We start from the raw sequence: 24,403 nt of genomic DNA, 5'->3' as shown, positions 1-24,403 counted from the left end.
TTGGGCTTTATGTTTGCCGTGCAACCCCCGAGAATGCGCAACGTATTCAGGCCATGGCGCTGAAGATCCAATCCCGTAGGAATGTTATGAAACTCGATAAAAAGCAGGCCATTGCCCGCAGAAACCAGGAACTCGGCGGTGCTGTGCTTGGCGTCAACAACTGCCATTTCACCGAATTGAACCGCAACCGCAACATCTGGTGGTTCGACATCCCGGTGGCGCGCCTGGCCGTTGGTCAGTACGAGTGGGTGCACCTGTTGATGCATACGCCGGACACCGACGAACTGCTGCACCTGAAAGTGCCGACGGTGTTCCTGCGGGAAAAACTCGAAGGCCTGGTGGTGCGCAACGAAGGCAAGCGCAAAGCGGCCCTGAGCCTGGAACTGAGCGCCGACAAGGACTCCTACCTGCAGGACATGCGCCCGGCGGGTACCAACGTCAACTTCGCGCCGTTCCGCCTCTAAAGGCAAAAACTTCGCGAGCAAGCCCGCTCCCACAGGGAAACGCATTCCAATTGTGGGAGCGGGCTTGCTCGCGAAAGCGATCTGACAGACGCTGAAGCTCTCCAGGCCAACAACAAAAAGCCCCGCATCTCTGCGGGGCTTTTGTGTTTCAAGCGGGGCTTACTTCTTCAAGCCCAGCTTCTTCAGCTCTTCGTCACGCAGTTCGCGACGCAGGATCTTGCCGACGTTGGTGGTCGGCAGCGCGTCGCGGAACTCCACGGAGCGCGGGACCTTGTAGCCAGTGACGTTGGCGCGCATGTGCTCCATCACCGTTTCCTTGGTCAGGGTCACGCCCGGCTTGACGACGATGAAGATCTTGATCGCCTCACCCGACTTCTCGTCCGGTACGCCGATGGCTGCGCATTGCAGCACGCCCGGCAGGGTCGCCAGCACGTCTTCGAGCTCATTCGGGTACACGTTGAAACCGGAGACCAGGATCATGTCTTTCTTGCGATCGACAATACGCATGTAGCCGTCCGGCTGGATCAGCGCGATGTCGCCGGTCTTCAACCAGCCCTCGCTGTCGAGCATTTCATCGGTGGCGTCCTGGCGCTGCCAGTAGCCCTTCATGACTTGCGGGCCTTTCACGCACAACTCACCGATTTCGCCCAGCGGCTGTTCAACGCCGGCATCGTCGATGACTTTGCACAGGGTCGAAGGCACCGGAATCCCGATGGTGCCGATCTGGATGTGCTGGATCGGGTTGACCGTGGCCACCGGGCTGGTTTCGGTCATGCCGTAACCTTCGCAGATGCCACAACCGGTGACCGCTTTCCAGCGCTCGGCCGCGGCCAGTTGCAGGGCCATGCCGCCGGACAGGGTGACTTTCAGCGCCGAGAAGTCCAGCTTGCGGAACGCTTCGTTATTGCACAGCGCCACGAACAGCGTGTTCAGGCCAACAAAACCGCTGAACTTCCACTTCGACAGTTCCTTGACCATCGCCGTGAGGTCGCGCGGGTTGCTGATCAGGACGTTGTGGTTGCCGATCAGCATCATCGCCATGCAATGAAAGGTGAAGGCGTAGATGTGATACAGCGGCAGCGGCGTGATCAGGATCTCGCAACCTTCATTGAGGTTGGAACCCATCAGTGCCTTGCACTGCAGCATGTTCGCCACCAGGTTGCGGTGGGTCAGCATCGCGCCCTTGGCCACGCCGGTGGTGCCGCCGGTGTATTGCAGCACCGCGACATCGCCGCTGTCCGGGTTGGCTTCAGCCACTGGCTGGCCATGGCCCTTGCTCAGCACGTCGTTGAACTTGACGGCCTTGGGCAAGTGATACGCCGGGACCATCTTCTTCACGTACTTGATGACGCTGTTGATCAGCAGGCGTTTGAGCGGTGGCAGCAGGTCGGCCACTTCGGTGACGATCACGTGCTTGACGCCGGTTTTCGGCACGACGGTCTGGGCCAGATGCGCCATGTTGGCCAGGCAGACCAGGGCTTTGGCACCGGAGTCGTTGAATTGGTGTTCCATCTCCCGCGCGGTGTACAGCGGGTTGGTGTTGACCACGATCAGCCCGGCGCGAATCGCACCGAAAACGGCTACCGGGTACTGCAACACGTTGGGCAACTGCACGGCGATTCGATCACCGGGCTGCAAGTCGGTATGCTGCTGCAGGTAAGCGGCAAAGGCACCGGACAATTCGTACAGTTCACCGTAGGTGATTGTCTTGCCCAGGTTGCTGAATGCCGGTTTGTTAGCGAAGCGTTGGCAGGACTGCTTCAACACTGCCTGAATATTCGGATACTCGTCTGGATTGATGTCGGCAGCAATCCCGGCAGGGTACTTATCCTTCCAAAAGTCTTCGATCATGGAAGCCCACTCCTCAGCAACGCGAATTCATCACCGCATTTGATGCGATTATTATTGGTGTGTGTTTTTTATTGGTGAGTCTGGCTTTTAGATAGGCCGAGAAGTCACAAAAGCGCGCCGAGAGTAGCAGCTTTGCCAAGGGCCGACTAGAGCCAAAAGTAGCCTCTACAGTCACTTTGATGACTCAAGAACAGCAAGCAGTCATTTTAGAGCAAAAATTCTATAGAAGCCTGGAAGGCCCTGAAATTGGGGGTTTAGAGCCTCCAAAGAATTGCTATCAGGTTGGCGACATCCCAATGTGGGAGCGGGCTTGCTCGCGAAGGCAGTGTGTCATCCAAATAAAGGATGACTGACATACCGCCTTCGCGAGCAAGCCCGCTCCCACATGGAATACCGGTTACGCGATATCGCGCAACTCCCGCCGCAGAATCTTGCCCACCGGCGTCATCGGCAACGACTCGCGCAACACAATGTGCTTGGGCACTTTGTACGCGGTGAAGTTTTCTTTGCAGTAAGCCTTCAACTCTTCAAGGCTGACCCCGGATTCCCGGGCCACCACAAACAACTTCACCGCCTCCCCCGAACGTTCATCCGGCACGCCGATCACCGCGCAGTTGGCGACTTTCGGGTGGGCCATCACCACGTCTTCGATTTCGTTCGGGTACACGTTGAAGCCCGAGACGATGATCATGTCTTTCTTGCGATCGACGATGCGCACGAAACCATCCGGATCAATGACCCCGATGTCACCCGACTTGAACCAACCCTCGGCATCCAGCACTTCGGCGGTGGCCTCGGGTTTGTTCCAGTAGCCCTTCATGATCTGCGGGCCCTTGATGCACAACTCGCCGCGCTCGCCCAATGGCTGCTCGACGCCTTCGTCATTGATGACTTTCAGCGTGGTGCCCGGCACTGGCAGGCCGACCGTGCCGATCCGCGACTTGTCGCCATACGGGTTGGTGCAGGCCACGGGCGAGGTTTCGGTCAGGCCGTAGCCTTCGGTAATGCGGCAACCGGTGAGTTGTTCCCAACGCTCGGCAGTGGCCTTGACCAGCGCGGTGCCGCCAGAGTTGGTGAGCTTGAGGCTGGAGAAATCCAGGGTCTTGAAGTCCGGGTGATCCATCAGCGCGACGAACAGCGTGTTGAGCCCCAGCAACGCCGAGAACCGCCAGTTCTTCAGTTCCTTGATAAAGCCCTTGATGTCGCGCGGATTGGTGATCAGCACGTTGTGGTTGCCGGTCACCATCATGCACATGCAGTTCGCTGTGAAGGCATAGATATGGTAAAGCGGCAGCGGCGCGATCATCACTTCCTGGCCTTCGCGCAGCAGCGGCTGACCGTCATTGCCGAACTGGCCCAGACAGGCGCGCGCCTGTTGCATGTTCGCCACCAAGTTGCCGTGCGTCAGCATTGCGCCCTTGGCCAGGCCGGTGGTGCCGCCGGTGTATTGCAGCACCGCGATGTCGTCGAGGCCAACCTTCAGCGGCTTGATGCCCAGGCCCCGGCCGAGGCGCAGCGTACTCTTGAAGGAGATGGCCTGGGGCAAGGCATAGTCCGGGACCATTTTCTTGACCTTGCTCACCATCGTATTGACCAGCCAGCCCTTGGCGGCGGGCATCAGGTCGCCCATCTTCGCTTCGATCAGGTACTGGATGTCGGTGTCGGCCAGCACTTCCTGGACCTTGGCCCCGAACATGTTCAGGTACACCAGCGCCCGGGCACCGGAATCCTTGAACTGATGACGCATCTCCCGCGGGGTGTACAGCGGGTTGGTGTTGACCACGATCAGCCCGGCGCGCAATGCGCCAAACACGGCAATCGGGTAATGCAGGACGTTGGGCATCTGCACCGCGATGCGATCCCCCGGCGCGAGGTCGGTGTGGGCTTGCAGGTAACCGGCGAATGCGGCGCTGTAGCGCTCGAGCTCGGCGTAGGTCAGGGTCACGCCCATGTTGCTGAAGGCCGGGCGATCCGCGAATTTCTTGCAGGAACGCTCGAACACCTCGATCACCGACTTATAGACCCCAAGATCGATGTCCAGGGGCACGCCGGCCGGGCGTTTATCATTCCAGAAATCAGGTTGCATTGTTCTTGTCCTCTTTACCTGAATCACCTTGGCCGCTTTTCTGTCATTCCTGAGAAACAAAAAGCAAAAAGCGGAGCTTCACGGACACTAGCAGTTATGGCGAATCAGGCAAATACGGCCAACACCGTCATAGATCGTGTGAATCTTCCTAGGGTGGCGTGGGCTGATCAGACGGCAAGCGTGGGATGCGCTATACAATGCAACCACATCGTGCAAAGGAATCGCCATGATCCACGACACTTTCTGGCTGACCGCGAGTGATCACAGCCGCCTCTTCGTCAACCAATGGCTGCCGGCCCCGCCGTTGAAAGCCGTGATTTTGCTGGCGCATGGCATGGCCGAGCACAGCGGTCGCTACGCCCGACTCGCGGAAAAACTCTGCGAACAAGGCTACGGCGTGTACGCACCGGACTTGCGTGGACATGGCAAAACTGCCGATAACGGCACGCTCGGGCATTTTGCCGATGACGATGGCTGGTGCAAGGTTGTCGGCGATCTCGCCAGCCTCAACCAGTACATCGGCCAGCAACACCCCGGCATGCCGATCATATTGTTGGGCCACAGCATGGGCAGCTACATCGCCCAGGCCTATCTGCTGCACCACAGCGCCAGCCTGCACGGCGCGATCCTCAGCGGCTCGAACTTCCAGCCCGTGGCGCTTTATCGCGCAGCGCGGCAAATCGCCCGGCTTGAACGCCTGCGCCAGGGACCGAAGGGGCGCAGCGCGCTGATCGAATTCCTGTCGTTCGGCTCGTTCAACAAAAAATTCAAACCGGCGCGCACCAAATTCGACTGGCTGAGCCGCGACCCGGCGCAAGTCGATCTGTACGCCAACGACCCGCTTTGCGGCTTTCGTTGCACCAATCAACTGTGGATCGACTTGCTCGGCGGCTTGCAGCAAATCAGCAAAGCGTCCAATCTCGCCCAGGTCGATCCGGGCCTGCCCTTGCTGGTGATGGGCGGCGAATGTGATCCGGTGAGTGAAGGCAAGCGTCTCAAAGATCTGGCCCATGCATTGCGCACGGCCGGCAGCCAGAACCTGCAATTGAATATCTACCCGCAGGCACGTCACGAACTGTTCAACGAGAGCAACCGCGATGAAGTGATCGCCGACGTATTGAATTGGATCGCCCAGGCGCTCAGCCACCGCCGCCCGGCCAGAACCGAGTAGTTTTTCGAATAGTTTTTTTTGTGGATTTTTAATTCGTCACAGGAATTGAGACAGATGACCCAGGTTACCAACACCCCTTACGAAGCCCTTGAAGTCGGTCAGACCGCCAGCTACAGCAAGACCGTAGAAGAGCGTGATATTCAGCTGTTCGCCGCGATGTCCGGCGACCACAACCCGGTGCACCTGGACGCAGAATTCGCCGCTGGCACCATGTTCAAGGAGCGCATCGCCCACGGTATGTTCAGCGGCGCGCTGATCAGTGCTGCGGTGGCCTGCGAGTTGCCTGGGCCGGGCACTATCTATATCGGTCAGCAGATGAGCTTCCAGAAACCGGTGAAAATCGGCGACACCTTGACCGTGCGTCTGGAAATTCTCGAGAAACTGCCGAAGTTTCGCGTGCGGATTGCCACTCGCGTGTTCAACCAGCGTGATGAATTGGTGGTGGATGGCGAGGCGGAGATTCTGGCGCCGCGTAAGCAGCAGACCGTGACCTTGCCTGTGTTGCCGGCGATCAGCATCGGCTGAAACTCTTTCGGAGCGATTCGCGAGCAAGCCCGCTCCCACAATGGATCTGCGTGAACACTAACTCTGTGCCCGCTGACGATCTAATGTGGGAGCGGGCTTGCTCGCGAATGGCCTCACCTCGAACTTTTGCCTGGCGCTGAATTCCGGGCACAAAAAAACGCCAGACTAGCTGGCGTTTTTTGTTACAGCGACGACTGCTTAAGAACGAGCACGCGCCTGGTTACGCAGGGCTTTCACTTGGTCGTGGTTGCGTTGCACGCCGTGGTACTGACGTTCAACCAGGTCACGAATGCCCACCAGGTTGTGCTTGGTGATTTTTTCCAGCGCTTCCTTGTAGGCTTTCAGCGCGTGGTCTTCACCGCGTTCGGCTTCGTTCAGCACGGCTTCTTCATCTTTGCCGGTGAACATCGCTTTCACGTCAACCCAGCGACGGTGCAGGTCACCGCTGACGCTGGTGGAAGTTTCCGGATCCCCGCCCAGCGAACGTACAGCAGACTGCAGTTCAGCAGCGGCGGTGGCGCAATCGGCAGAACGAGTAACGAACAGGGTTTTCAGTTCTGGATGCTTGATGTCTTCAGCGCAAGTCTTGAACCCTTCCTGACCGTCTTTACTGGTTTCGATCAGGTCGTTGAGTACAGAGATGGCTTCTTTATTCACGTCGGTCATTTTCAATTCCTCGCGGGTTGATGAGAGATGCAATAACTATTGCAGCCTGCATGCCAGCTTTGAATTGAGAATTTATTCCTTATTTTTCAATAGTTTAGTTTTACAGCCAATATCTGTATCCGCTTTATTTGCATGATCTGTCATTTGGCCTGCATGCAGAATGCCTGTATTTTCGAGGCTGTTTGAATCAAGACGACTGATTGATGAATCCTGAAAAGCTCGAACTGCTGATTACCCGCGAAATGCCCTTTGGCAAATACAAGGGACGCATTATCGCCGACCTCCCCGGCCAGTACCTGAACTGGTTCGCCCGCGAAGGTTTCCCCCACGGTGAACTGGGCGGTTTGCTTGCACTGATGCAGGAAATCGACCACAACGGTTTGTCCGAACTGCTCGAACCACTACGCGCCAAACATGGCAAGCCTGCGCCCCGCCACTGAACTGATTGAGTAGCCCATGCCCGAAAACACCCGCCGCGCCCGTGATGAAGCTTTCTGGCAGACCTTTGCCGATCGTTACTCTGTCGAACCTGGCCCCATCAATCTGGAGAACGGTTACTTCGGGCGCATGTCGCGCACGGTGGTCGAGGAATACCAGCGCAATATCGAGCTGATTAACCGCAGCAACTCGGTGCATGTGCGCCAACGCTTTGAACAGATCGAAAGCCTGGATATTCGTGCGCAACTCGCTGAGATGATTGGCGTGCGCGCGCACTCCGTCGCCCTCACCCGCAACGCCTCGGACGGCCTGCAGTCGCTGATCCGCAACTACAACCGTTTGCAGCCCGGCGATCAGGTGCTGCTGTGCGATCTGGAATACGACACGGTCAAGGGCGCCATGCGTTGGCTGGCTCGCCATCGCGGCGTGGAAGTGATCGAAATCGATCACCAGCACCCGGCCACCTTCGAAAGCTTGCTGGCCAGCTACCGCGAAGCCTTCGTGCGTTATCCACGGCTCAAGCTGATGGCCCTGACCCACGTCACCCACCGCTCCGGCCTGGTGATGCCGGTGCAGGCAATTGCGGCACTCGCCAAGGAACACGGGGTCGATGTGATCCTCGACGGTGCCCATGCCCTGGGCCAGATCGACTTCGATCTGGAAACCCTGGGCATCGCCTTTGCCGGGTACAACCTGCACAAATGGATCGGCGCACCGCTGACCCTGGGGTTCATTTACATCGCGCCGCAACGCCTGACGGATATCGACCCGGACATGGGCGAGATGCATTTCCCGATCAATGACATTCGATCCCGCACGCCCTACAGCACGCCGAACATTCCAGCGCTGATGACCCTGCCACTGGTGTTCGAGGAGCATCTGGCCATGGGCGGTTCTGCCGCCAAGGGCGCACGGCTCGATTACCTGCGTAACCGCTGGGTCAACGCCGTGCGCGACTTGCCGGGCATCGAAGTCATGACCCCGGACGATCCCCGACTGTACTGCGGCATCACCTCGATGCGCTTTACCCGCCACGCTGATCAGCAAGTGATGGTCGAGCGGCTGCTCAACGACTACAACCTGTTCACCGTGGCCCGCAGCGGTGCGGCGTTCGGGCCGTGCATCCGCATCACACCGGGGCTGACCACCACCGCCGCCGACATGGACCTGCTGACCCAGGCGCTGACCGAGCTGCGCTGATAGCAGCGTTCACACCGTGTACTTGTCGAAGTCCTCGGGCTTGATCTGGGTCGACACCGCAAAGGTGTCGATGCCGATGGTCATGTGCCCGAAGAAGCCGTCCTCCGTGGTGTCTCGACCGATGCTGTGAACGATCAGGGTCGAGGCGTCACCGCCCATGTTCCCGTAGTAATGATCCTGATCGTTGCTCAGCGGCGACACGCTCCGGCCCTTGTACTCCCTGGCGCTCAGCACCGATCTGGAGGCCACTTCGGGAAAGTACAGCTGACCGACCCAGGCGACATGCCGCTCTTCCAGATAGTTGTTGCCGCCGGTGATGCGCACCGCCACGTGAATGTGCAGTGCGCGACCGGCATAGAAGCCCGGATAGATCGTGGTAAACCGCACCATGCCCTTGTTGTCACTGAATTGCCCGCCGCGCAGGTAAGTGTCGTCGTCGGTGCGCGCAATCGCGCCGATGTCACCGGCATCGACTTCAAGGTCCGGATTGATCCGGCTCCAGCCCGAGTACGAACCCCGGGCGTTGCAATGCCAGATATCCACCAGCGCGCCGCTCACCGGCTCGCCGGTCATGGCATCGACAATCGCCAGGCGCAACACCAGGGGAATGCCGTCCTGGCCTTCGCTGATGTTTTTTCTGATGAGTTTCGGATTGCGGAAATAGGGACCGGCAATCTGCTCCGGGGAGAGCAGGCAGACGGTTTCGCGGGGAGTAGCAGAGGTGTCATCCATGAGGTTCTCTCTTCCATAAGATGATTCAAGGATAGAGAGAGATGCCGGGCGGGATGCGGTAACTATGTATCGGGGAATGTTTTCTGTAGGAGCGAAGCTTGCTCGCGAAAGCGGTCTGACATTCAACCTTTGCGGTGGATGTGATGACGTCTTCGCGGGCAAGCCTCGCTCCTACAGGGGCATGTGTTGCGCGGGATTTTTTTGAGGCAAAAAAAAACGGTGCACCGACCAAGCGCACCGTAAAGCCGTAGAACACACAACGAAGTGTCAGGTAAAACTATCAATCCAACTGCATCAGTCCAGCAGCGCCAATGCCTCGGCGGTGCATTCCTGAATGCGGGCCCAGTCGCCATTCTTGATCCACTCCGGATCAAGCATCCAGCTACCGCCCACGCACATCACGTTTTTCAACGCCATGTAGCTCTTGATATTGGCCGGGCTGACGCCGCCAGTCGGGCAGAATTTAACTTCGCCGAATGGACCGCCAAGTGCCTTGATAGCCGCGACGCCGCCGCTGACTTCCGCCGGGAACAGCTTGAAGCGGCGATAACCCAGGCCATAGCCTTCCATGATGCCGGAGGCGTTGCTGATGCCGGGCAACAGCGGGATCGGGCTGTCGACACTGGCTTCGAGCAAGTCACGGGTAATGCCCGGGGTGACGATGAATTGCGAACCGGCCCTTTCGGCGGCGGCGAGCATGCTGCGATCAAGCACAGTGCCGGCACCGGTCACCAGTTCCGGACGCTGCTCGCGCAGGATCTGGATGGCTTTGAGGCCGAACTGCGAACGCAGGGTCACTTCCAGGGCGGTCAGGCCACCGGCGGCCAGGGCGTCGGCCAGTGGCAGAACGTCCTGTTCGCGAGCGATGGTGATCACCGGCAAAATCCGCGCCTTAGCGCAGAGGCTGTCGATCAGGGCAACTTTGTCCGCCATGGAAACGGTCGGGGATGTGTTTGTCATAGCGGCTGATCCTTGGCTCATGGGCACCAGTAAATCTCTAACGTAGGTTGCAGAAACGCGCGAATCGGCATGGCGGCGACATCGTCACCGGCCAATGCGGCACTCAAAGTAGTCAGCTTGGACTGACCGGAAATCGATAGAACGGTGTTCGTGGCCGAAGCCAGCAGCGCGCGGCTCATGGTCAAGCGCTGATGCGGCACGGTCGGCGCCAGCATCGGGTAACAACGGCGTGTGCCATCGACTTTCAATGCATCGGCCAGGTTCGGGCTGTTCGGGAACAGCGAGGCGGTATGCCCGTCGTCGCCCATGCCCAGAATCAGCACGTCGATCGCCGGCAACTCTGCCAGCAAGCGGTCAGCCTGCTCGGCCGCCAGCTCAAGGTTGGCGGTGGCGCTGTAAAGGCTCAAAAACTTGGCCTTGGCCGCCGGGCCTTGCAGCAGATAACGCTTGAGAAGACCGGCATTGCTGTCGGCGTGTTCCACCGGCACCCAGCGCTCGTCGGCCAGGGTCACGACGACCTTGGACCAGTCCAGCGTCTGCTTGGCCAGGTGCTGAAAGAACGCCACCGGGCTGCGGCCACCGGAAACCACCAGGGTCGCCGTGCCGCGTGCGTCGATGGCCTCGCTCAGTTGCTTGGCCACATTCAGCGCCAGGCCTTCAGCCAACAGCACCGGGCTCTTGAACTCATGGGCGCTGACGCCCTGAGGCAGTTTCAAATCAGATATCGCCATACCACGACCTCCCGTCCCGCGTGATCAGTGCAATGGAGCTCATCGGTCCCCAGGACCCGGCCGCGTACGGCTTGGGCGCATCACCGGATTTTTTCCATCCGGCGATCAACTGGTCACACCACTTCCACGCGGCTTCGATTTCATCTTTACGGACAAACAGGTTCTGATTGCCCCGCATTACTTCCAGCAACAACCGCTCGTAGGCATCGGGGATCCGTGCGCTGCGATAAGTGTCGGAAAAATTCAGCTGCAACGGACCGCTACGCAGCTGCATGCCCTTGTCCAGGCCTTGTTCTTTGGTCATCACGCGCAAGGAGATGCCTTCGTCCGGTTGCAGGCGGATAATCAGCTTGTTGCTGATTTGCAGGCGCTGCTCGGGGGCGAAGATGTAGTGCGACGGCTCCTTGAAGTGGATGACGATCTGCGACAGCTTCTGCGGCATGCGCTTGCCGGTGCGCAGGTAAAACGGCACGCCAGCCCAACGCCAGTTGCGGATATCGGCACGCAGGGCGACGAAGGTTTCAGTGTCGCTCTGGGTGTTGGAATTCGGTTCTTCCAGATAACCCGGCACCGGTTTGCCTTCGCTGTAACCGGCGATGTACTGGCCGCGAACCACCTGAGTGGTCAGGCCTTCCGGGCTGATCGGCGCCAGGGCCTTGAGCACTTTGACTTTCTCGTCACGGATGCTGTCGGCGGACAGGTCGGCCGGCGGGTCCATGGCGATCAGGCAGAGCAGTTGCAGCAGGTGATTCTGGATCATGTCCCGCAGCTGGCCAGCCTTGTCGAAGTAACCCCAACGGCCTTCGATCCCGACCTTCTCGGCCACGGTGATTTCCACGTGGGAAATGTAATTCTGGTTCCACTGGGTTTCGAACAGGCTGTTGGCGAAACGCAGGGCGATCAGGTTCTGGACGGTTTCTTTGCCCAGGTAGTGGTCGATGCGGTAGGTGCGGTTCTCCGGGAAGAACGCCGCCACGGCGTCGTTGACGGTACGCGAGGATTCCAGGTCCGAACCGATGGGTTTTTCCAGCACCACGCGGGTTTTCTCGCTCAGGCCAACCTTCGACAGGTTCTCGCAGATCGCGCCGTAAACGGCTGCCGGCGTGGCGAAGTAGGCAATCACGCGCTGCGCGCTGCCGGCCTGTTCGGCCAGGGCGACGTAGTCTTCAGATTTGAGGAAGTCGACGTGCAGGTAGCTCAAACGAGCGAGGAAGCGTTCGACTACAGCTTCGTCCAGCTCTTTGGCATCGACGTAGCGGCGCATTTCCGAGGCGATGAACGCCAAGTGTTGCTGCTCGCTGCCGGGTTCACGGGCCAGCGCGATAATGCGCGTGTCCTCGTGCAACAGGCCGGCGCCGTCCAGTTGATAGAGGGCAGGAAACAGTTTGCGCAAGGCCAGGTCGCCGAGGGCGCCGAACAAGGCAAAGGTGCACGGTTCAACCGTAATCGAAGGCATGATGTTTGTTCTTTTATCAAGTTAAGCTACAAATACCTTTTTTCAAGGCATCACTCAAGGGAAAATGTAGTAATAACCACAACATTTTCGCAAAATACAGATTCCGAGTGGTGGTCGGTCGGAGCCATCAGTAGGATAGGCCACCGTTACGGGCCGCATCAAAGGCCCTTTTTGCATAGCAGACTGCTTGTTTGCGCTGCTGACTTAAGGAACATCTATGGACCGCGTGCGAAATTTACTGGAACAAATCCAGAATCGCCTTGAAGACCTGAACAAGGCCGAACGCAAAGTCGCCGAAGTGATCCTGCTCAATCCACAGCAGGCCACCCGGTTCAGCATCGCCGCCCTCGCCCAGGCCTCCAAGGTCAGCGAGCCGACGGTCAACCGTTTCTGCCGTTCATTCGGCGTCAGCGGTTACCCGGAACTCAAACTGCAACTGGCGCAGAGCCTGGCCAGTGGCGCGGCGTATGTCAGCCGTGCGGTCGAGGCCGATGACAATCCTGAAGCCTACACCCAGAAGATCTTCGGCAGTGCCATCGCTTCGCTGGACAGCGCGTGCCAGGCCCTCGACCCGAACCTGATCAGCCGCGCCGTCGATCTGTTGATCCAGGCGCGGCAGATCCACTTCTTCGGCCTCGGCGCTTCGGCCCCAGTGGCGCTGGACGCGCAGCACAAGTTCTTCCGTTTCAACCTCGCCGTCACCGCCCACGCCGATGTGCTGATGCAACGCATGATTGCCTCGGTGGCGCATACCGGTGAGTTGTTCGTGATCATTTCCTACACCGGCCGCACCCGCGAGCTGGTGGAAGTGGCGCGCATCGCCCGGGAGAACGGTGCTTCGGTGTTGGGCTTGACCGCCGAGGGTTCGCCATTGGCCAAGGCCAGTACCTTGAGCCTGAATATTCCACTGCCGGAAGACACTGACATCTATATGCCGATGACCTCGCGGATTATTCAGCTGACGGTGCTCGACGTGTTGGCAACGGGCATGACCTTGCGCCGCGGGGTGGATTTCCAGCCGCACCTGCGCAAGATCAAAGAGAGCTTGAATGCGAGCCGGTATCCGGTGGGTGACGAGTTTAATTAGTCCAACATTTTTGTTGCCTGATCTGACCTCTTCGCGGGCAAGCCTCGCTCCTACAGGGATACGCGATCCCATGTAGGAGCTGTCGAGTGAAACGAGGCTGCGATCTTTTGATCTTGCGTTAAGCCCCAACCCGCGCCTGCAAACTCAAATGCGCCCGCTCCCCCGGCGCCAGGCTCAGGCTGTCGGTGCCGCCGCTGGCCGCTTCCACGCAAACAAACTCCAACACCTCGTTCCAGCTCACCCCCAGCAACGGTCGTGAACCCGGGTGCCAGACCACCGTGTCCGCATCATCGCCGGTGTCGATGCACAATTCCCGCTGCCAGGCGTGGTCCTTGAGCTGCAATTCGCCGTCATGCTGGAACACCCGCTGACAGCCGCCATCAACCCGTAATTCGCCTTCCTGCTGACACACCTGGCGACTCAGCTGATCGTAACCCTGCGCCCCGTCGAGCCCAGACAGCGCTATCTCACTCACGTCACCAATACGCCAATAGGCATGCAACGCCTGGCTCAATTGGCATGGCAGGCTGTCTTGATGCTCGGTGCTCAGGCGCAAATCCATGCGTTCACCCAGGTGTGCGTGCAGGTCAACCGTCCAGTCACACAACTGAAGTTGCCAGTGCAAGCGCACGCCATCGTCATCAGTGCTGCTGTCGAGCAACTTCCAGTCCAGTAGCCGCGCCCAGCCATGGGACGGCCAGGCGTTTTCACTCGGGTGACGGCCGAACCACGGCCAGCACACCGGCACCCCGCCACGAATCGCACCCACGTGCGGCCACTTCGCCGCGCACCACAACCAGGGTTTTTGCCCTGTAGGCTGAAAGTGCAGCAACTGCGCGCCCTGGCGACTGAACACCGCCTGGCACAGCGGATGATCGATCACCAGCACGTCGCGCATCTGATAGCGCTCCCACGCAAACACCGGACGTTCGCGCAAGGATTTGAAGAAGCGTTGTAGCGGATGCTCATGCATGTGCCACGGTCCTGAAAATCATGGGTGTACTCATTACTTTGGTGCCCAGTGAACCACTGTGGCGAGGGGGCTTGCCCCCGTTCGGCTGCGAAGCAGTCGTAAAACCTGCGAGTGCGGTATGACGGAAGGAATGTAGGGGAGCGCTTCGCACTCCAACGGGGGCAAGCCCCCTCGCCACAGCAAGCCCCCTCGCCACAGGTCCCTCATAGACCCTACACAAAAAAAAGCGGATAGCCTTGGCCATCCGCAAATATGCGCACATAGAGAGGAGCTTATCGCAACAGCGTTAGAACACCGACTGAATTTTCAGACCGGCGACCAGAGCGTTGTCGACTTCATCAACACCGCCCGGGTGAGTGATGTATTGCAGGTTAGGACGCACGGTCAGCCAGTTGGTAACGTGGAAGCCGTAGTTGATTTCGTAGTTGTATTCCGTGCTGCGCAGTGGCGCGAACAGTGGATCTTCGTAGTCGCTGACACCATTGGAAGCGTTGATCAGCTCGGCGTTTTTCTTCACGTCATCGTTGACATGGATGCGGGCGGCACCAATACCGATGTCATCTTTTGGACGTGCATCGAACGGGCCTTTGTACACAAACATCAGCGACTGGTAGTTGTCGACGAAGTTGGTGTCCTTGTCGTGGAACGTGGCGTTGGCGGCAACGTTCAGACCGCGGGACGCGTCACCGTTGTGAGTGGTGAGTTGTTGCTGTGCCACAAACCAATAGCCGTGTTTGCTGTCGTGGCTACGGTAGGCGTTACCGCTGGTGGCCGCGTCATTGCCGTTGTCGTCTTTAAGAACGTCATCAGCCTTGGCGGTGCTTTTGTAGTAACCGACACGGTATTCGCCCGGCAGGTTGTTCGGGTTAGGCAGCCAGACCAGTTCGACCGGAATGACGGTGCCCGCCGTGCCGCTGCCGCTGAGCTTGAAGCCGTTACCGTGTTCCAGTTGCGATGGGTTCTGGTTGTACGCACCGATTTGCGCGTAGAACTCAGGCGAAATGTTGTACTTCACGCGCAGTGCAGCCTGGCTGACTGGCCAGTTGTACCAGATACCGGTGGCCCAGTTACCCGCTTGTGAACCGCAGAACGCCAGGTTCTGGAATTCGCACGGGAAGGTGTTGAAGTCTTCGCCTTCGCCGAAGTAACCAGCCTTGACGTCCAGTTTGCCGTCGAGGAACTGGTGCTTGATCCACAACTGGGTCAAACGAACCATGTGGCCACGACCGTAGACTTCTTGCGAAGAACTCAACGTGCCGGCACGCGGATCGCCCACGCGATCATTGGAAATGTTCTGACCGTTACGGTTGGTGAACTGGACCTTGGCCTGGGTGTTATCCCAGCCCAGCAGTTTTTGCAGGTCCAATGCCACGCCCAGGCCGAACTGGTCGGCGTAACGTGCAGTCTTGTCGTCGTTGTAGCCACCGTGGAGGTTGCCGCCTACTTCACCGACATAGTCCATCTTGATGTCGATACCCTGCTCGATCAGCTTGGTCCGCTCGCCACCCCAATCACCGGTCATCCACTGAGAATCGGCGCTGAACGCGTCAGCCGCGTGAACGCTACCGACCAGGGTCATCGCCGCCGCAACAGCTGACAATTGGCAGATAAGCTGAGCGTTGTTCTTCTTCTTCATCCCTACATCCTCGTTTTATTGTTATTAACTGTTTTTATCTAACGCGGTTTACATCACGTGCGACGGATGTCCCCATCTGTCGCGGATTTCCCCCTGTGGGAGCGGGCTTGCTCGCGAAGAGGCCGGCATATCCAGCATCTATGCTGGCTGACACACCGCTTTCGCGAGCAAGCCCGCTCCCACATTTGATTCTCAGCGGCCCTTGAACTGGGCGACGTTGGCGCTATGCGTTTCGGCTTTTGGCACACCCGCAACCCCCAGGCGTTCCCCGGTCTTGGCATCGAACAGCAGCACTTTCGACGGATCGAATTGCAGGGTCAGGGTTTCGCCCACGCCCGGTGCAACGTCCGGCGCCAGACGGCAGCAGACCTTGGTTTCATTCAGGTTGACGAACACCAGGGTGTCGGGACCGGTCGGCTCGGTGACCTGGACTTCGGCGCGGATGGTCGGCAAACCATTCGGCTCGCCGTTCGCCAGCACGATCTGTTCCGGGCGCAGGCCCAGGATCACTTCGCGATCTTCCAGACCGGCGTCCTGCATGCCCATCGGCAGTTCGCAACGCGCCTGGCCGCTGTCGAGCAGCGCCACCAGACGACCGTCCTTGCGCTGCAAGCGCAGCGGGATGAAGTTCATCGGCGGCGAACCGATGAAGCTCGCCACGAACAGGTTGGCCGGGTTGTTGTAGATGTCTTTCGGCGTGCCGAACTGCTGGATGATCCCGTCCTTCATCACCGCCACTTTGTCGCCCAGAGTCATCGCTTCGATCTGGTCGTGGGTCACGTAGACCGTGGTGGTTTTCAGGCGCTGGTGCATCAGTTTCATTTCGGTGCGCATCTCGACCCGCAGTTTGGCGTCGAGGTTGGACAGCGGTTCGTCGAACAGGTAAATCTTCGGCCGCCGCGCCAGGGCACGGCCCATGGCCACACGCTGTTGCTGACCACCGGAGAGCTGGCCGGGTTTGCGATTGAGCAAATGTTCGATCTGCAGCAGCTTGGCCACCCGCGCGACTTCCGCTTCGATGTCGGCGGCGGGCATTTTGCGGATCTTCAAGCCGAAGGCGATGTTCTCGCGCACGCTCATGGTCGGGTACAGCGCGTAGGACTGGAACACCATGGCGATGTCACGGTCTTTCGGGCTCATGCCGCTGACGTCCTGATCACCGATCATGATCGCGCCGCCGGTGATGGTTTCCAGGCCGGCGATGCAGTTCATCAGGGTCGATTTACCGCAACCCGAAGGTCCGACCAGGATCAGGAACTCACCGTCCTTGATCGACAGTTCGATGTTCTTCAGGGTGTCCGGCAGACCGGGACCATAGGTCTTGTTTACATTACGAAGTTCGAGCGTAGCCATGATTACCCCTTGACTGCGCCGGCCGTCAGCCCGCGCACGAAATACTTGCCTGCGACCACATAGACCAGCAGGGTCGGCAGCCCGGCGATCATCGCCGCCGCCATATCAACGTTGTATTCCTTGGCCCCGGTACTGGTGTTGACCAAGTTGTTCAGCGCCACGGTTATCGGTTGCGAATCACCGCTGGAGAACACCACACCGAACAGGAAGTCGTTCCAGATCTGAGTGAACTGCCAGATCAGGCAGACCATGATGATCGGGGTGGACATCGGCAGGATGATCAGCCGGAAGATGGTGAAGAAACCCGCGCCATCGAGCCGCGCGGCTTTCACCAGCGCATCGGGAACGCTGACGTAGTAGTTACGGAAAAACAGTGTGGTGAACGCCAGGCCGTAGACCACGTGCACGAACACCAGGCCGGTGGTGGTGCTGGCCAGGCCCATCTTGCCGAGGGTGAACGAGGCTGGCAGCAGCACGGTCTGGAACGGCAGGAAGCAACCGAACAGCAGCAAACCGAAGAACAACTGCGAGCCACGGAAGCGCCACATCGACAGCACGTAGCCGTTCAACGCACCGATGGCGGTGGAGATCAGCACCGCCGGAACGGTGATCTTGATCGAGTTCCAGAAGTACCCGTCAACCGTGCCCCAGGCCTTGACCCAGCCAATGCCGCTGACCACGGTCGGCCAGCTCAGCAGGTTGCCGGAGTTGATGTCTTCCGGGGTCTTGAAGCTGGTCAACAGCATGACCACCAGCGGAATCAGGTAGAGGAATACAGCGAGGATCAGCACACCGTAGATGGCGATGCGACTCAGGCTGATGGCCGGTTTGGCAGCGAAACTAGTCATGACGCTTGGTCCTCAGCTCGGAGTACAGGTAAGGCACGATGATTGCGAGAATCGCACCGAGCATCAGAATCGCACTGGCCGAGCCCATGCCCATCTGGCCGCGACTGAAGGTGAAGGAATACATGAACATCGCAGGCAGGTCGGAGGAATAACCCGGGCCACCGGCCGTCATTGCCGCGACCAGGTCGAAACTCTTGATCGCAATGTGAGCGAGGATCATCACGGCGCTGAAGAACACCGGACGCAGGCTCGGCAACACCACTTTGAGGTAGATGCGCGGCATGCTCGCGCCGTCGATCTGGGCGGCACGGATGATCGACTGATCTACGCCACGCAGGCCGGCGAGGAACATCGCCATAATAAAGCCCGAGGCTTGCCAGACAGCGGCGATCACCAGGCAATACACCACGCGATCCGGGTCAATCAGCCAGTCCAGGCGAAAGCCTTCCCAGCCCCAGTCCCGCAACAATTTGTCCAGGCCCATGCCCGGGTTGAGCAGCCATTTCCACGCGGTACCGGTCACGATCATCGAGAGCGCCATCGGGTACAGGTAAATGGTGCGGATGAAGCCTTCGCGACGAATGCGCTGGTCGAGGAACACTGCCAGCAGCACACCGATCACCAGGGTGATGCCGATGAACATGCCGCCGAACACCGCCAGGTTCTTGCTCGCTACCCACCAACGGTCGTTGTCGAACAACCGCTCGTATTGCGCCAGGCCCGCCCACTTATAGGTTGGCAGGAAAGTCGATGTGGTGAACGACAGGACAAACGTCCACAGGATATAGCCATAGAAGCCCACCAGGACGATGAACATGCTGGGCGCCAGCACCAGTTTGGGGAGCCAGCGCTGCAGTGCATCGAACGGCGAGGCCTTGCTGAACACAGCAACAGAACTCATGGGAAGATCCCGTACGTAGAATAAAAATTACAGTGACATCCCGTGTGGGAGCGGGCTTCTGTGGGAGCTGGCTTGCCTGCGAAGGCATCACCTCGGTACATCAGATAAACCGAGGTGTCTGCATCGCGGGCAAGCCCGGCTCCCACAAAGCCGCCCCTAAAGGGATTACGGCTTTAACAGTTACTTGGCCGCTTTGATCGCAGTACCGAGTTGTTTGGCCGCAGTGGCCGGGTCGGCTTTCGGATCGTTGATGAAGTTGGTCACCACATCAAAGAACGCGCCTTGTACCGCCAGCGTGGTCGCCATGTTGTGCGCCATGCTCGGCTGCAAGCCGCCGGACTTGGCGTCCGCCAGGAAGTCCTTGGCCGCGGTCTGGGCGCAGGAGTCGAAACCGTACTTGCCCATGTCGTTCAGCATGTCGATTCGAACCGGAATCGAGCCTTTGTTGATGCTGAAGACTTTCTGGAAGTTCTCACCCAGAACGACCTTGGCAATGTCCTGCTGAGCAGCAGCCGTGCCTTTGTCTTTCTGCTTGAACACCGCCAGGGAGTCGATGTTGTAGGTGAAGGCCTTGTCGGTGCCCGGGAACGCTACGCACTCGTAGTCCTTGCCCGCGACTTTCTTGGCTGCGGTCCATTCGCTCTTGGCCCAGTCACCCATGATCTGCATGCCGGCCTTGCCGTTGATGACCTTGGCCGCTTCCAGGTTCCAGTCCTGGCCTTTGCCGTCGACGTCCATGTAGGTCGCGACTTTCTTCAGCTCGGTCAGCGCCTTGACCATCTCAGGACCGGTCAGTGCAGCGTTGTCCAGGTCAACCAGGGCTTTCTTGTAACCGTCGACGCCCATGACCGAAAGCACTACTGCTTCGAACACGGTGCTGTCCTGCCAAGGCTGGCCGCCGTGGGCAAGGGCGATGAAGCCCGCTGCCTTCAGCTTGTCGCCGGCTGCGTAGAATTCCTGCAGGGTAGTCGGGGCTTTTTCGATCCCGGCTTTCTTGAAGACTTCCGGGTTGATCCACAGCCAGTTGACGCGGTGAATGTTTACCGGCACGGCCACGTAGTCGCCTTCGTACTTCACGGTATCGGAGACTTTCTTGTCGAGCAGGCTGTCCCATTTCTCGGACTTGGCGGCTTCTTTCAAGACGTCGGTGTCGAGCAGACCGGTTGACGCCCATTCCTGGATGTCCGGGCCTTTGATCTGCGCGACCCCTGGCGGGTTACCGGCAACGGCGCGGCTTTTCAGTACGGTCATGGCGGTCGCACCGCCACCACCGGCCACTGCGCCGTCCTTCCAGGTGAAACCGTCTTTTTCGACTTGGGCTTTGAGCACATCAACGGCGGCTTTTTCGCCACCGGACGTCCACCAGTGAACGACTTCTACCGAACCTTTGGAATCGGCGGCAAGTGCACTGAGAGGGAATGCAGAGATAGGAAGCAATGAGGCAAGAGAAATGACAGTAGCGAGGCGAGAAATCGCATTCATCTAGAATTACCTTTCTTGTTGTTATGCATGCAAGTCTGGTGCTTGCGCTGCATGGGATTTTAAACAGGAGTTATCCCTTCGCAGGTAACGAAGGGACGCTTGAATGTCACCACATGGTTACACAGGAGCGCTCTGGGACAACTGCCCCAAGGCAGTCGCCATGCTCGGCGCCAGTGGCAGGCGCGGGATCAGCACGGCTTGCCAGGCGTGATACAGATCCGGTTTGCCACCCCAGATATCGGCGCTCGGGCGGTTTTGCGGATCGAGTTCATGGTGCCAACTGCCATCGCAGCGGTCGATGAAATGACTGTCACAGAATTCCCAGAACAGTCGGTACCAGGTCTCGTATTGTTCATCGCCGGTGCGTTTCAGCAGCGCGCTGGCGGCAGCGCTGGCTTCGCAATGGGTCCAGTGCAGGCGATGGCGAACCACGGCGCGATTATTCCAGTCCAGCGTGTAGACAATTCCCGGCAGCCCGTCGACATTCCAGCCGTGACGGCAATTGTGATCGAAGAGTTTTTGCGCGTCGGTCGCCAGCCAGCCCGGCGTGAGCATCCCGGCCTGCACCCGTGCGGCTTCAAGATGCAGCAACAGCCGCGCCCATTCGAAACCGTGGCCTGGGGTGGTGCCATAAGGACGGAACCCGTCGGCGGGATTGTCGTGGTTGTATTCGCGCAGTGGCTGCCAGTCGCGATCGAAATGCTCGACCACCAGGTAATCGTTGGCGGCAGCGTGACCATGGATAACGCGCTCGACGATGCGTTGCGCGCGAACCAGCCAGCGGTTGTCGCCGGTGACATCCGCCAGCGCGAGGAAAGCTTCGGTGGCGTGCATGTTGCTGTTGGCGCCGCGATACGCCTCTTCCTCGCTCCAGTCGCGATTGAAGGATTCGCGCATCGCGCCCTCCTCCTCGCTCCAGAAATGCGTGTCGATGACGCGGATCGCTTCGTCGAGCAAGGACTGTGCGCCGGGGCGTTGAGCGGCCACTGCGGAACTCGCGGCGAGGGCGACGAACGCGTGCAGGTAGGCGGCTTTGCCGGTGTTGTCATCGCGATGCTGAGCGACGGCGAACCAACCAGCGTGCTCGGCGTCGCGCAATGGGCCGCTGAGGGCCTGGACACCGTGATCCACCAGTTCGGCAAATCCCGGCAAGCCTTGTATGTGGGCCATGGCGAAGCTGTGGGTCATGCGCGCGGTGTTCATGGTTTCGGCGCGGGCGTTGGCCGGGAGGCGGCCCTTTTCATCGAGATTGCCGAAGCCTTCTGGAAGCTTCGAAGCCTTGGCGAACGCCAGCAGGCGCAGGCCTTCGGCGGCGAGCCATTGCTGATGGGCGGGCGCGTTCAGCCAACTGCTGAAGGCCGGTTGGAAGGTGTCCATGGGGTACCTTTTTTTGTTGTTATGACTGGGGGCAGTCTAAACAACGGGTGCTGTGAGGCAGGTAACGAAGGGGGCGGGGTTTGTCACAGGGTTGTGACATTAGACTTGAAGGATGTGTTGAAAGGTCTGACGCCTTCGCGAGCAGGCTCGCTCCCACAGGTGACCGCTTTCCAATGTGGGAGCGAGCCTGCTCGCGAAGAACGATAACGCGGTTTTTAATCAAGCGACCGAGGAAGCTGCAACGTCACCCGCAACCCACCCTCACGCAAATTCTGCAGACTCACTTCACCGCCATGGCTATGGGCAATGTTGCGCGCGATGCCCAGGCCCAACCCATAACCCTGCTGCTGCCCGGCCAGGCGGAAGTGCGGTTCGAACACTTGCTCCATCCGCTGCTCCGGCACGCCCGGGCCTTCATCGTCCACGTGCAGGATGAACGCGCTCTGGTCGTCATCGATGTGCAGATGGGCGTTTTGTCCGTACTTCAAGGCGTTGTCGATCAAGTTGCCGATGCAGCGTTTGAGCGCCAGGGGTTTGCCCGGATACGCCGCAAACGCCCGACCCTGTTGGGTCACGCGACCATTACCATTGGGCGCCAAGTACGGCTCCACCAGGCAATCAAGCACATGGTTGAGGTCCACCGGTTCGATGTTTTCGTGGATGTCGGTGTCTTTCACGCATTGCAGCGCGCCTTTGACCAGCAGCTCCAGCTCATCCAGATCACGGCCGAACTTGGCTTGCAGTTTTTCGTCTTCAAGCAATTCGACGCGCAGGCGCAAGCGGGTGATCGGCGTGCGCAAGTCGTGGGAGATGGCGCTGAACAACTGGCTGCGTTCGGTCAGATAACGGCTGATTCGCTCGCGCATTGCGTTGAACGCGCGGCCCACTTCGACCACTTCGCTGCCGCCGCCCTCGGGCACTGGTTCGACTTCAGCGCCGAGAGACATGTCCCGCGCCGCCCGGGCCAGGCGTTTGAGCGGACGGCTTTGCCAGTGCACTAGCAAGCCAATAAACAACAGCAGGAAACCGCTGGTGAGCACGATAAACCACACTTGCTGCGCCGGCAGGCCTTGCTCTTCAAGACTGGTGTACGGCTCCGGCAACAAGGACGCGATGTACAGCCATTCCCCCGGCGCCATCTGGATTTGCGTGACCAGCACCGGCGGATTGACCGGTTCCAGGGTCAACGCGTAATGCGCCCAGGAACGCGGCAACTCATCGAGTTTCAAACCGCTGTTGAAGATCCGCAGGTCTTCGGGGCTGACGAAGGTCACCGAGATATCAGTGTCGTGACCCAAGGACTCGCGCAGCACTTCGTCCACCGCTTTGAGCACCGCCGCTTTGCGCGGGGTGATCGGCAACACTTCCATGCCTAACGGTTTGTCATTGAGGGTCACCACAAACCGCGTGCCGCCCATGCTGCGCAACTGATCGAGCACCAATGGCCGGAACGCCACCGGCAACGAGCGGAAATAACTGACGCTGGCGGTCATCGAATGCGCCAGGCTGCGGGCGCTGGTGACCAGGCCTTCGAGTTGTGTGGCGCGCAGTTGCGAGACCCAGATCACGCTGGATAGCGCCTGGGCGAACATCACCACCAACAGCGTCAGCAACAGCATTCGTCCAAGTAGCGAGCGCGGCACCGGCACCTTGGCAATGAGCCGGCGAAGAAACTCAGTGGCCATTGCTGGCGACCACATTAGCGGCCAATTGATAACCACTGCCGCGCACGGTACGGATCAGTCGCGGAGGTTTTTCAGTGTCGCGCAGGCGCTGGCGCAAACGGCTGACGGCCATGTCGACAATGCGATCCAGCGGCATCAGATCGCGGCCACGGGTGGCGTTGCCGATGGTGTCGCGGTCGAGGATTTCCTGAGGATGATCGAGGAACAGTTTCAGCAGCGCGAAATCGGCGCCGGAGAGAATCACTTCTTCGCCATCAATGTGGAACAGCCGATGGCTGACCATGTCCAGGCGCCAGTCATCGAAGGCCAGCACTTCACTGCCGGAACGTTCTTGACCGAACTGGGCACGGCGCAACAAGGCCTTGATGCGGGCCTGCAATTCGCGGGGGCTGAAGGGTTTGCCGAGGTAATCGTCGGCGCCCAGTTCCAGGCCAATCACGCGGTCGGCCTCGTCGGAGCTGGCGGTGAGCATGATAATCGGCACCTGGGCCTGACGCGGGTGTTGGCGGATCCAGCGGCAGAGGCTGAAACCGTCTTCGTCCGGCAGCATCACATCGAGGATCACCAAATCGCTCGGCGCCTCGTTCATCGCCTGGCGAAAGCCTGCGCCATCCGGCGTCGTGCGCACCTGAAAACCCGCGCGGGTCAGGTAGGTGTCCAGCAACTCGCGTATCTCTTGATCGTCATCGACCAACAAAATCGACTTGTTGACTGAGCTCACAGGGGCGGCATCCTTGTTGTTTGAATTGGGCGGATTATGCCTTAAGCGTGGAACCAACAA

22 protein-coding genes are annotated in these 24,403 nt (G+C 59.3%); 6 read left to right on the top strand and 16 right to left on the bottom strand.

Annotated features, from left to right (window positions below; translation table 11 throughout):
- The first annotated feature begins 86 nt into the window (after positions 1 to 86).
- Positions 87 to 464 (top strand): hypothetical protein, encoded by a 378-nt coding sequence (locus NK667_RS02525; protein WP_046032015.1) that lies wholly within the window; start codon positions 87 to 89, stop codon positions 462 to 464.
- A 159-nt stretch (positions 465 to 623) separates the two neighbouring features.
- Here NK667_RS02525 and fadD1 read toward each other — a convergent pair whose 3' ends face one another.
- The gene (gene fadD1 / locus NK667_RS02520; RefSeq protein ID WP_054044900.1) at positions 624 to 2,315 is read right to left on the bottom strand and encodes a long-chain-fatty-acid--CoA ligase FadD1; all 1,692 of its coding nucleotides are present in this window, start codon (positions 2,313 to 2,315) and stop codon (positions 624 to 626) included.
- A 397-nt stretch (positions 2,316 to 2,712) separates the two neighbouring features.
- Positions 2,713 to 4,401 carry a long-chain-fatty-acid--CoA ligase FadD2 gene (gene fadD2 / locus NK667_RS02515; RefSeq protein ID WP_054613757.1) on the bottom strand — a complete coding sequence of 563 codons (1,689 nt, stop codon included), beginning with the start codon at positions 4,399 to 4,401 and terminating at the stop codon, positions 2,713 to 2,715.
- Between the two features lie 226 nt (positions 4,402 to 4,627).
- On the opposite strand from fadD2, the gene NK667_RS02510 reads away from it, so the two are divergent.
- The gene (locus NK667_RS02510; RefSeq protein WP_054044904.1) at positions 4,628 to 5,572 is read left to right on the top strand and encodes an alpha/beta hydrolase; all 945 of its coding nucleotides are present in this window, start codon (positions 4,628 to 4,630) and stop codon (positions 5,570 to 5,572) included.
- A 54-nt stretch (positions 5,573 to 5,626) separates the two neighbouring features.
- The gene (locus tag NK667_RS02505) at positions 5,627 to 6,097 is read left to right on the top strand and encodes a MaoC family dehydratase (RefSeq protein ID WP_054044906.1); all 471 of its coding nucleotides are present in this window, start codon (positions 5,627 to 5,629) and stop codon (positions 6,095 to 6,097) included.
- Between the two features lie 198 nt (positions 6,098 to 6,295).
- Here the strand turns inward: NK667_RS02505 and NK667_RS02500 are convergent, their stop codons facing one another.
- Positions 6,296 to 6,763, bottom strand: coding sequence for a PA2169 family four-helix-bundle protein (locus NK667_RS02500; RefSeq protein WP_054044908.1), 468 nt, complete (start codon positions 6,761 to 6,763; stop codon positions 6,296 to 6,298).
- Positions 6,764 to 6,966: 203 nt separating this feature from the next.
- Between NK667_RS02500 and NK667_RS02495 the strand changes: the two genes are divergently transcribed.
- Entirely contained in the window at positions 6,967 to 7,203 is a 237-nt protein-coding gene (locus tag NK667_RS02495) for a DUF3820 family protein (RefSeq protein ID WP_007949456.1), read from the top strand.
- Positions 7,204 to 7,219: 16 nt separating this feature from the next.
- Positions 7,220 to 8,401 (top strand): aminotransferase class V-fold PLP-dependent enzyme, encoded by a 1,182-nt coding sequence (locus NK667_RS02490; RefSeq protein ID WP_054613756.1) that lies wholly within the window; start codon positions 7,220 to 7,222, stop codon positions 8,399 to 8,401.
- A 9-nt stretch (positions 8,402 to 8,410) separates the two neighbouring features.
- Here the strand turns inward: NK667_RS02490 and NK667_RS02485 are convergent, their stop codons facing one another.
- The 4 genes from NK667_RS02485 to zwf form a co-directional block, all read right to left on the bottom strand.
- A complete protein-coding gene (locus tag NK667_RS02485; RefSeq protein WP_054613755.1) occupies positions 8,411 to 9,133 on the bottom strand; it encodes an intradiol ring-cleavage dioxygenase in 723 nt (240 codons plus the stop codon).
- 294 nt (positions 9,134 to 9,427) lie between these two features.
- Positions 9,428 to 10,093: a bifunctional 4-hydroxy-2-oxoglutarate aldolase/2-dehydro-3-deoxy-phosphogluconate aldolase gene (locus tag NK667_RS02480; RefSeq protein WP_054044913.1), complete on the bottom strand. Its 666-nt coding sequence runs from the start codon at positions 10,091 to 10,093 to the stop codon at positions 9,428 to 9,430.
- A 17-nt stretch (positions 10,094 to 10,110) separates the two neighbouring features.
- Entirely contained in the window at positions 10,111 to 10,824 is a 714-nt protein-coding gene (gene pgl, locus NK667_RS02475) for a 6-phosphogluconolactonase (RefSeq protein ID WP_054613754.1), read from the bottom strand.
- The gene (gene zwf, locus NK667_RS02470) at positions 10,811 to 12,280 is read right to left on the bottom strand and encodes a glucose-6-phosphate dehydrogenase (RefSeq protein ID WP_054613753.1); all 1,470 of its coding nucleotides are present in this window, start codon (positions 12,278 to 12,280) and stop codon (positions 10,811 to 10,813) included. The genes pgl and zwf overlap by 14 nt, the downstream gene beginning before the upstream one ends.
- A 226-nt stretch (positions 12,281 to 12,506) precedes the next feature.
- Between zwf and NK667_RS02465 the strand changes: the two genes are divergently transcribed.
- Complete coding sequence (locus NK667_RS02465; protein ID WP_177331417.1) at positions 12,507 to 13,367, top strand: MurR/RpiR family transcriptional regulator; 861 nt, start codon at positions 12,507 to 12,509, stop codon at positions 13,365 to 13,367.
- Positions 13,368 to 13,485: 118 nt separating this feature from the next.
- Here the strand turns inward: NK667_RS02465 and NK667_RS02460 are convergent, their stop codons facing one another.
- From NK667_RS02460 to NK667_RS02420, 9 genes are all read right to left on the bottom strand, one after another.
- Positions 13,486 to 14,340, bottom strand: coding sequence for a D-hexose-6-phosphate mutarotase (locus NK667_RS02460; RefSeq protein WP_054613752.1), 855 nt, complete (start codon positions 14,338 to 14,340; stop codon positions 13,486 to 13,488).
- A 286-nt stretch (positions 14,341 to 14,626) separates the two neighbouring features.
- The gene (locus NK667_RS02455) at positions 14,627 to 15,976 is read right to left on the bottom strand and encodes a carbohydrate porin (protein WP_054613751.1); all 1,350 of its coding nucleotides are present in this window, start codon (positions 15,974 to 15,976) and stop codon (positions 14,627 to 14,629) included.
- A 192-nt stretch (positions 15,977 to 16,168) separates the two neighbouring features.
- Positions 16,169 to 17,329 carry an ABC transporter ATP-binding protein gene (locus NK667_RS02450; RefSeq protein WP_054613750.1) on the bottom strand — a complete coding sequence of 387 codons (1,161 nt, stop codon included), beginning with the start codon at positions 17,327 to 17,329 and terminating at the stop codon, positions 16,169 to 16,171.
- A 2-nt stretch (positions 17,330 to 17,331) separates the two neighbouring features.
- Positions 17,332 to 18,177, bottom strand: coding sequence for a carbohydrate ABC transporter permease (locus NK667_RS02445; protein WP_054613749.1), 846 nt, complete (start codon positions 18,175 to 18,177; stop codon positions 17,332 to 17,334).
- Positions 18,170 to 19,078, bottom strand: coding sequence for a carbohydrate ABC transporter permease (locus NK667_RS02440; protein ID WP_046056150.1), 909 nt, complete (start codon positions 19,076 to 19,078; stop codon positions 18,170 to 18,172). Before NK667_RS02440 ends, NK667_RS02445 begins: the two co-directional genes overlap by 8 nt.
- 180 nt (positions 19,079 to 19,258) lie before the next feature.
- Positions 19,259 to 20,560, bottom strand: coding sequence for an ABC transporter substrate-binding protein (locus NK667_RS02435; protein ID WP_054613748.1), 1,302 nt, complete (start codon positions 20,558 to 20,560; stop codon positions 19,259 to 19,261).
- A gap of 117 nt (positions 20,561 to 20,677) precedes the next feature.
- Complete coding sequence (locus tag NK667_RS02430; protein ID WP_054613747.1) at positions 20,678 to 21,937, bottom strand: D-mannose isomerase; 1,260 nt, start codon at positions 21,935 to 21,937, stop codon at positions 20,678 to 20,680.
- A gap of 215 nt (positions 21,938 to 22,152) precedes the next feature.
- Entirely contained in the window at positions 22,153 to 23,622 is a 1,470-nt protein-coding gene (locus NK667_RS02425) for an ATP-binding protein (RefSeq protein ID WP_054613746.1), read from the bottom strand.
- Positions 23,612 to 24,343, bottom strand: coding sequence for a response regulator (locus NK667_RS02420; protein ID WP_008155851.1), 732 nt, complete (start codon positions 24,341 to 24,343; stop codon positions 23,612 to 23,614). Before NK667_RS02420 ends, NK667_RS02425 begins: the two co-directional genes overlap by 11 nt.
- Between the last annotated feature and the right edge of the window lie 60 nt (positions 24,344 to 24,403).

It is taken from the genome of Pseudomonas nunensis (assembly GCF_024296925.1).
Classification (GTDB): Bacteria; Pseudomonadota; Gammaproteobacteria; order Pseudomonadales; family Pseudomonadaceae; genus Aquipseudomonas; species Aquipseudomonas nunensis.
This window is presented reverse-complemented; position numbering and strand designations above follow the sequence as displayed.

Excerpts from the sequence above, each read along its gene's own strand:
- NK667_RS02525 (WP_046032015.1), top strand. The coding sequence starts at position 87 with ATGAAACTCGATAAAAAGCAGGCCATTGCCCGCAGAAACCAGGAACTC.
- fadD1 (WP_054044900.1), bottom strand. The coding sequence starts at position 2,315 with ATGATCGAAGACTTTTGGAAGGATAAGTACCCTGCCGGGATTGCTGCC.
- fadD2 (WP_054613757.1), bottom strand. The coding sequence starts at position 4,401 with ATGCAACCTGATTTCTGGAATGATAAACGCCCGGCCGGCGTGCCCCTG.
- NK667_RS02510 (WP_054044904.1), top strand. The coding sequence starts at position 4,628 with ATGATCCACGACACTTTCTGGCTGACCGCGAGTGATCACAGCCGCCTC.
- NK667_RS02505 (WP_054044906.1), top strand. The coding sequence starts at position 5,627 with ATGACCCAGGTTACCAACACCCCTTACGAAGCCCTTGAAGTCGGTCAG.
- NK667_RS02500 (WP_054044908.1), bottom strand. The coding sequence starts at position 6,763 with ATGACCGACGTGAATAAAGAAGCCATCTCTGTACTCAACGACCTGATC.
- NK667_RS02495 (WP_007949456.1), top strand. The coding sequence starts at position 6,967 with ATGAATCCTGAAAAGCTCGAACTGCTGATTACCCGCGAAATGCCCTTT.
- NK667_RS02490 (WP_054613756.1), top strand. The coding sequence starts at position 7,220 with ATGCCCGAAAACACCCGCCGCGCCCGTGATGAAGCTTTCTGGCAGACC.
- NK667_RS02485 (WP_054613755.1), bottom strand. The coding sequence starts at position 9,133 with ATGGATGACACCTCTGCTACTCCCCGCGAAACCGTCTGCCTGCTCTCC.
- NK667_RS02480 (WP_054044913.1), bottom strand. The coding sequence starts at position 10,093 with ATGACAAACACATCCCCGACCGTTTCCATGGCGGACAAAGTTGCCCTG.
- pgl (WP_054613754.1), bottom strand. The coding sequence starts at position 10,824 with ATGGCGATATCTGATTTGAAACTGCCTCAGGGCGTCAGCGCCCATGAG.
- zwf (WP_054613753.1), bottom strand. The coding sequence starts at position 12,280 with ATGCCTTCGATTACGGTTGAACCGTGCACCTTTGCCTTGTTCGGCGCC.
- NK667_RS02460 (WP_054613752.1), bottom strand. The coding sequence starts at position 14,340 with ATGCATGAGCATCCGCTACAACGCTTCTTCAAATCCTTGCGCGAACGT.
- NK667_RS02455 (WP_054613751.1), bottom strand. The coding sequence starts at position 15,976 with ATGAAGAAGAAGAACAACGCTCAGCTTATCTGCCAATTGTCAGCTGTT.
- NK667_RS02450 (WP_054613750.1), bottom strand. The coding sequence starts at position 17,329 with ATGGCTACGCTCGAACTTCGTAATGTAAACAAGACCTATGGTCCCGGT.
- NK667_RS02445 (WP_054613749.1), bottom strand. The coding sequence starts at position 18,177 with ATGACTAGTTTCGCTGCCAAACCGGCCATCAGCCTGAGTCGCATCGCC.
- NK667_RS02440 (WP_046056150.1), bottom strand. The coding sequence starts at position 19,078 with ATGAGTTCTGTTGCTGTGTTCAGCAAGGCCTCGCCGTTCGATGCACTG.
- NK667_RS02435 (WP_054613748.1), bottom strand. The coding sequence starts at position 20,560 with ATGAATGCGATTTCTCGCCTCGCTACTGTCATTTCTCTTGCCTCATTG.
- NK667_RS02430 (WP_054613747.1), bottom strand. The coding sequence starts at position 21,937 with ATGGACACCTTCCAACCGGCCTTCAGCAGTTGGCTGAACGCGCCCGCC.
- NK667_RS02425 (WP_054613746.1), bottom strand. The coding sequence starts at position 23,622 with ATGGCCACTGAGTTTCTTCGCCGGCTCATTGCCAAGGTGCCGGTGCCG.